This window comes from Longimicrobiaceae bacterium (genome assembly GCA_035936415.1).
In the GTDB taxonomy this organism is placed as follows: Bacteria; Gemmatimonadota; Gemmatimonadetes; order Longimicrobiales; family Longimicrobiaceae; genus JAFAYN01.
The window spans coordinates 1-5,299 of record DASYWD010000197.1 but is presented as its reverse complement, the minus strand read 5'-3'; the positions used below and the strand labels follow the sequence as shown (position 1 = coordinate 5,299).

Below are 5,299 nucleotides of genomic sequence, written 5' to 3'. Positions count from 1 at the left end.
GCGGGGGGGGGCGATGCTCAGAACGGCAGGAGATCCGCTACTTCAGCAGGTTCTTCGCGATGGTCTGGAGCTGCATGTTGCTGGTCCCCTCGTAGATCGTCCCGATCTTGGAGTCGCGGTAGAACTTCTCCACCGGGTACTCCCGGGTGAACCCGTAGCCGCCGTACAGGTCGATGCACTGCGATGCGATGCGCTGCGCGACCTGCGAGGAGAAGAGCTTCGCCATGGCGGCCTCCTGGATGAAGGGCTGCCCGGCGTCCTTGAGGCGCGCGGCGTTGTATACCATGAGGCGCGCGGCCTCCAACTCGGTGGCCATCTGCCCGATCTGGAACTGCACGCCCTGGAAGTCGCCGATGCGCTTGCCGAACTGCTCGCGCTCCATGACGTACCTGGCGGTGGCGTCCAGCGCGCCCTGCCCGATCCCGATCATCTGCGCGCCGATGCCGATGCGTCCCTCGTTGAGCGTCTCGATGGCGGTCTTGTATCCCTTGCCGACCTCGCCCAGCACGTTCTCGGCGGGGACGAAGACGTCCTCCAGGACCAGCTCCGTGGTGGAGGATGCGCGGATCCCGAGCTTGTCCTCCTTCTTGCCCACGGAGAACCCGTCGAAGCCCTTCTCGACGATGAAGGCGGTGATCCCCTTGTAGCCCGCGGCGGGATCGACGTTGGCGAAGACGATGAAGACCTCGGCCTCGGCGCCGTTGGTGATCCAGAGCTTGCGGCCGGTGAGCCGGAAGCCGCCGTCGGCCTGCACGGCGCGCGTGGCGAGGGCGAAGGCGTCGGAGCCGGAGCCCGCCTCGGAGAGGGCGTACGCGCCCACCCGCTCGGCACAGAGCTGCGGGAGGTACTTCGCCTTGAGGTCCTCCGAGCCCCAGCGCAGGAACGCGTTGTTGACCAGTGTGTTCTGCACGTCCACGAAGACGCCGACGCTGGCGTCCACCCGTGAAAGCTCCTCCACCACCAGGGCGGCGGTGAAGAACGACGCGCCGGCGCCGCCCAGCTCCTCGGGGACCTCGATCCCCATCAGCCCCATCTCGAAGAACTGGGGGATCAGCGCCGGGTCCATCCGCTGGTGCTCGTCCATCTCGTGGACGCGGGGGCGGACCTCTTCCTCGGCGAACTGCCGGACCGCGTCGCGGAACATCTGCTCGTCTTCGCTGAGAACCGTCAGCGGCGCGCCGGCGGTCGCAAGGTCAACGCTAGCCATCGTCTTCTCCCTCGGGGATTTCGGGTGCGGTGCGGGCGGGGCCCGCGGGCCAACCGCACAATATGGCGCATCGCGCCGCGGATGTCGAGAAAGCGTCCGCCCGGCGGCGGGCGGTGTGCGTCTTGCCGGGACCCGCCGGTGCGGACGGGTGCGAAACCCCGGCCGTGCAGCGCCGTAGTAAACGGAGGCGCCGGGCGAGCCGGCGTCCGCACGCACAGTCCTGGAGACGACCATGGAGAACCCGAACGAGCCGAACGAGCCGAGCGGCCGCCGCGACCCTCTCGAGGAGCTGACCCGGAAGATCGAGGCGGCGATGGAGGAGATCCGCCCGAAGGTGCGGCGGGCGATGGAGGAGCTGGAGGAGCGGGTGGACGCCGCCCTGGAGGACGTGAAGCCCAGGGTGAACGAAGCCCGCTCGCGCGCCCGCCCCAGGGTGGACGAGTTCGTGACCGACTTCCAGCCGCGCATCGACGCGGTGCTCAGCCGGATGCAGTCGGCGCTGGAGAGCCTGCGCCGCGACTTCGAGTCGCGTGCCACCCGGGCGGAGGCCCGGCAGGAGGCGGGGACCGCGGGCGCCGGCCCCACGGGGGCGGAATCCTCCGCCACGCCGGGCGGCGCCGCCGGGACGTCGCCGGTCGCCCCGGAGCCCGCGGCGGGGGACCACTGGCCCGCGGACACGGGCGATCACACCTCGCCCGCCGACCCGCCCAAGGAGACGCAGCCCGACTGGCCCACCCGGGACTCGCGCGACGACGCGGACCGTTTTCCCGGGCCAGGGGGGGCGCCGACCCCGTAAGCCGGACGCGCGGGGTGTTCAGCGCACCCCGCGTGCGTCGGGCGGCGCCCGCGGGGGCTGAAACCGGCGCCGCCGGGACGCCGTAGTGGCCGGAGGCAGACCTTCGAAACCGCAACCCGGCTCCGCCCATGCTCGTCGTACTGCGCTGGCTCTTCCAGTCGGCCCTGCTCGCGCTCGTGACGCGGGTGCTGGGCCGCTTCTTCCCCCTCCTGATCCGCCTCTTCCGCGTGTTCCGGCGGTAGCGGCGGCGCGGGAAAGCCCCCACGGAGCGGGCGCCGGGATCCTCCCGGTGCCCGCTTTCTTTTTGCCGTCCGGACCGTCCGGTCCGACTCTCGCGGGATGCGGGCCGCTCGACCTGGACGGCGAGGAGGAGCCACAACGGAGGCGGGGCGTGATGGAGGACGGGATGCGGATGGACGGGAAGGTGTGCGTGGTGACCGGGGCCAACGCGGGGATCGGCAGGGCCACGGCGCTGGCGCTGGCGCGGATGGGTGCGCGGGTGGGGATGGTGTGCCGCAGCCGCGAGCGCGGCGAAGCGGCGCGGGAGGAGGTCGCGCGCGAGAGCGGGGGCGCCGTCGACCTGTTCCTGGCCGACCTCTCCGCGCAGGCGGAGGTGCGCCGCGTCGCGGGCGAGATCCGCGAGCGCTACGACCGGCTGCACGTGCTGGTGAACAACGCGGCGGTCTACACGAAGCGGCGGACGCTCTCGCCGGACGGGATCGAGCTGCAGCTCGCCGTGAACCACCTCGCCCCCTTCCTCCTGACCACCCTGCTGCTGGACCTGCTGGTGCGGAGCGCGCCGGCGCGCGTGGTGACGGTGAGCTCCGGGGCACACCGGAACGGCCGCATCGTGTGGGACGACCTGCAGGGGGAGCGGCGGTACCGGGGGCTGCGCGCCTACGCGAACACCAAGCTGGCGAACCTGCTCTTCACGCGGGAGCTGGCGCGGCGGCTGGAGGATACGGGGGTCACCGCCAACGCGATGCACCCGGGCGTGGTGGGGACCTCGCTCCTCTTCGGCGGGTGGGCCCCGCTGCGCCTCCTGAAGCCCTTCCTCCGCACGCCCGAGCAGGGCGCGCGCACCGTGGTCCACCTGGCGTCGTCGCCCGGGGTGGAGGGGGTGAGCGGGAGGTACTTCCAGGACGAGCGGGAGGTCCAGCCCGCCCCGGCGGCCCTGGACGACGAGGCCGCCCGGCGGCTGTGGCGCTCGAGCGCGGAGCTGACCGGGACGGCGGCGCCGCCCTGAGAGGCTCCGCTTCCGGACCCGTCAGAAGACGTAGCCCAGGAGCCAGAAGAGAACGATGAAGATGAGGATCGTGCTGATGCAGCCGCCGCCCATCTTCTTTGCCCCCCACCCCGCGAGCAGGGTACGGATGAGACCGCGCATGGTTTGCCTCTGGTCCGGTGTGGTCGATGGTGATCGCGGCGGCCGCGGGGTGCACGGCATGTGCCAGGCGTGGCAGGGGCACCCCGCGCATCCGGGCGGCCGACGGCGCCCGGGTGCAGCCGCGTGGCTGCACTGGCGCCGCCCGGCTGCGGGCCGGGATCGCCCTGCCATGACGTAAGTGGCTTTAGGGCGCACACTTAGGATTTCTTGGCCTCCGGCCCTCCGGTTGCCTTGTACGGGTGAGTGCACGACCTCACACCCGGATGCAACGGAGGCGGAGATGAGCAGGAACACGACGGCGATCCTGGCGGCGGTGATCGGACTCGGGATGGGGGCGCCCCTGGCGGCACAGGGCGGCGCCACGGCGGCGGACTCTGCGCTGGCCGCGTGCTCGGCGGCGGCGCGCGCGAAGAACGAGCGCGAGGCCAAGGCGCAGGCGGACCGGGCGGCGCGCCTCTTCCGGGAGCGGATCGCCGCCTCCCGCACGGACGTGGACGCGCGGGTGGGGATGGCGCGGACCATCAGCGAGTGCCGCCTTCCCGGCGCCAACTTCATGCAGGCCGGGCAGCTCGTCGGCGAGTCCAACGAGCTGCTGGAAGAGGCGCTGGCGGTCGACTCCACCCACTGGATGGCGCGCTTCGCCCTGGCGATGAACCACTTCCACACCCCCGCGTTCCTGGGGCGCACGGGCGACGCCATCCGGCACTTCGAGCGGCTGGTCGCGCAGCAGGGCGAGCGCGCCGACCGCCCCATCTTCGCGCAGCCGTACCTCCGGCTGGGCGAGCTGTACGTCCGCGCCCGCCGCCGGGACGACGCGCTGGCGGTCTGGCGGCGCGGGGCGGCGCTCTTCCCCGGGCAGTCGGAGGCGTTCCGGGCGAAGCTGGCGGAGCACGGCGGGGCCGCGGCCCCGCCCGCCACCGACGCTCCGGCCGCCCCGGTGTCCCCAGAGGCTCCGGGAGACGCCGAAGCCCCGGCGAAGGCCCCGGCCCCGGTCGCGATGGAGGGACTGGTGGTGCGCGCCTCCGGGATCCGCATGGACGACCGGCAGGGCGGCACCTCGCTTCGCCGCCTGGACGTGCTCACCACGCCAGGAGGGACGGCGGACGTGATGCAGGCCTTCCAGACCGTGCCCGGCGCCACCCGGGCGGGCGAGGGGAGCGACCTGTACGTGCGCGGCGGCGACCCGGCGGAGGCGCCGGTGTTCGTGGACGGGGCCCGCTTCATCTACCCCGGCCGGTACGAGTCGCTGAACGGCGGCGTGATGGGCGTGCTGGACTCCAACGTGATCCGGAGCGCCTACTTCTCCAGCGGGGGCTTCTCCGCCCGCTACGGCGACGCGCTCTCCGGGGTGCTGGACGTGGAGACGGAGGGCCGCCCCGCCGGACGGGTGACCCAGCTCAACCTGAACACCGTGCAGGCGGGGGCCGTCTTCCGCACCCCGCTGGGGGAGCACGCCGGGGCGTGGGGCTCGCTCCGCCTGTCGGACGGCTCGCTGATGCTGGCGATGCACGGCCGCGGCGACGAGTTCGCCAGCGCGCCGCGCGCGCTGGAAGGGATGGCCGGGGCGCAGTGGGAGCCGCGCGAGGGAACGGGGGTGCGCGTGGTGGCGCTGATGGACGGTGACCGGGCCGCGCGGGACGTGCAGGCGTACGGCTTCCAGGGCGCCTTCCGCAGCCGGGGCGAGAACCGGATGCTGGGCGTCACCGGCCGCGCCCTGCGGCGCGACGGGAGCATGGGCGTCCGCGCGAACGTTTCGCTGGCGGGGCGCGAGACCGGCTTCGCCTTCGGCGTGCTGGACCGCACGCGCACGGACCGTAGCGCGCGCGCCCGGCTGGACGCCGACCTGGCGCTCGGGGTGGGCGGGCGGCTGCGGGTGGGCGTGGAGGGCGCGGCGCTGGACGCGCGAGAG

General features: G+C 73.3%; 4 protein-coding genes. 3 read left to right on the top strand and 1 reads right to left on the bottom strand.

The window, feature by feature from the left end:
- Window positions 1–37: 37 nt before the first annotated feature.
- On the bottom strand, window positions 38–1,207 hold the full coding sequence (locus VGR37_07705; GenBank protein HEV2147273.1) for an acyl-CoA dehydrogenase: 1,170 nt from the start codon (window positions 1,205–1,207) through the stop codon (window positions 38–40).
- 232 nt (window positions 1,208–1,439) lie between these two features.
- Here VGR37_07705 and VGR37_07700 point away from each other — a divergent pair, with 232 nt between their 5' ends.
- From VGR37_07700 to VGR37_07690, 3 genes are all read left to right on the top strand, one after another.
- Window positions 1,440–2,003 (top strand): hypothetical protein, encoded by a 564-nt coding sequence (locus tag VGR37_07700; protein ID HEV2147272.1) that lies wholly within the window; start codon window positions 1,440–1,442, stop codon window positions 2,001–2,003.
- A gap of 394 nt (window positions 2,004–2,397) precedes the next feature.
- Window positions 2,398–3,249: an SDR family oxidoreductase gene (locus VGR37_07695; protein ID HEV2147271.1), complete on the top strand. Its 852-nt coding sequence runs from the start codon at window positions 2,398–2,400 to the stop codon at window positions 3,247–3,249.
- Between the two features lie 421 nt (window positions 3,250–3,670).
- A partial coding sequence (locus VGR37_07690) for a Plug domain-containing protein (protein ID HEV2147270.1) occupies window positions 3,671–5,299 on the top strand: 1,629 nt, incomplete at its 3' end.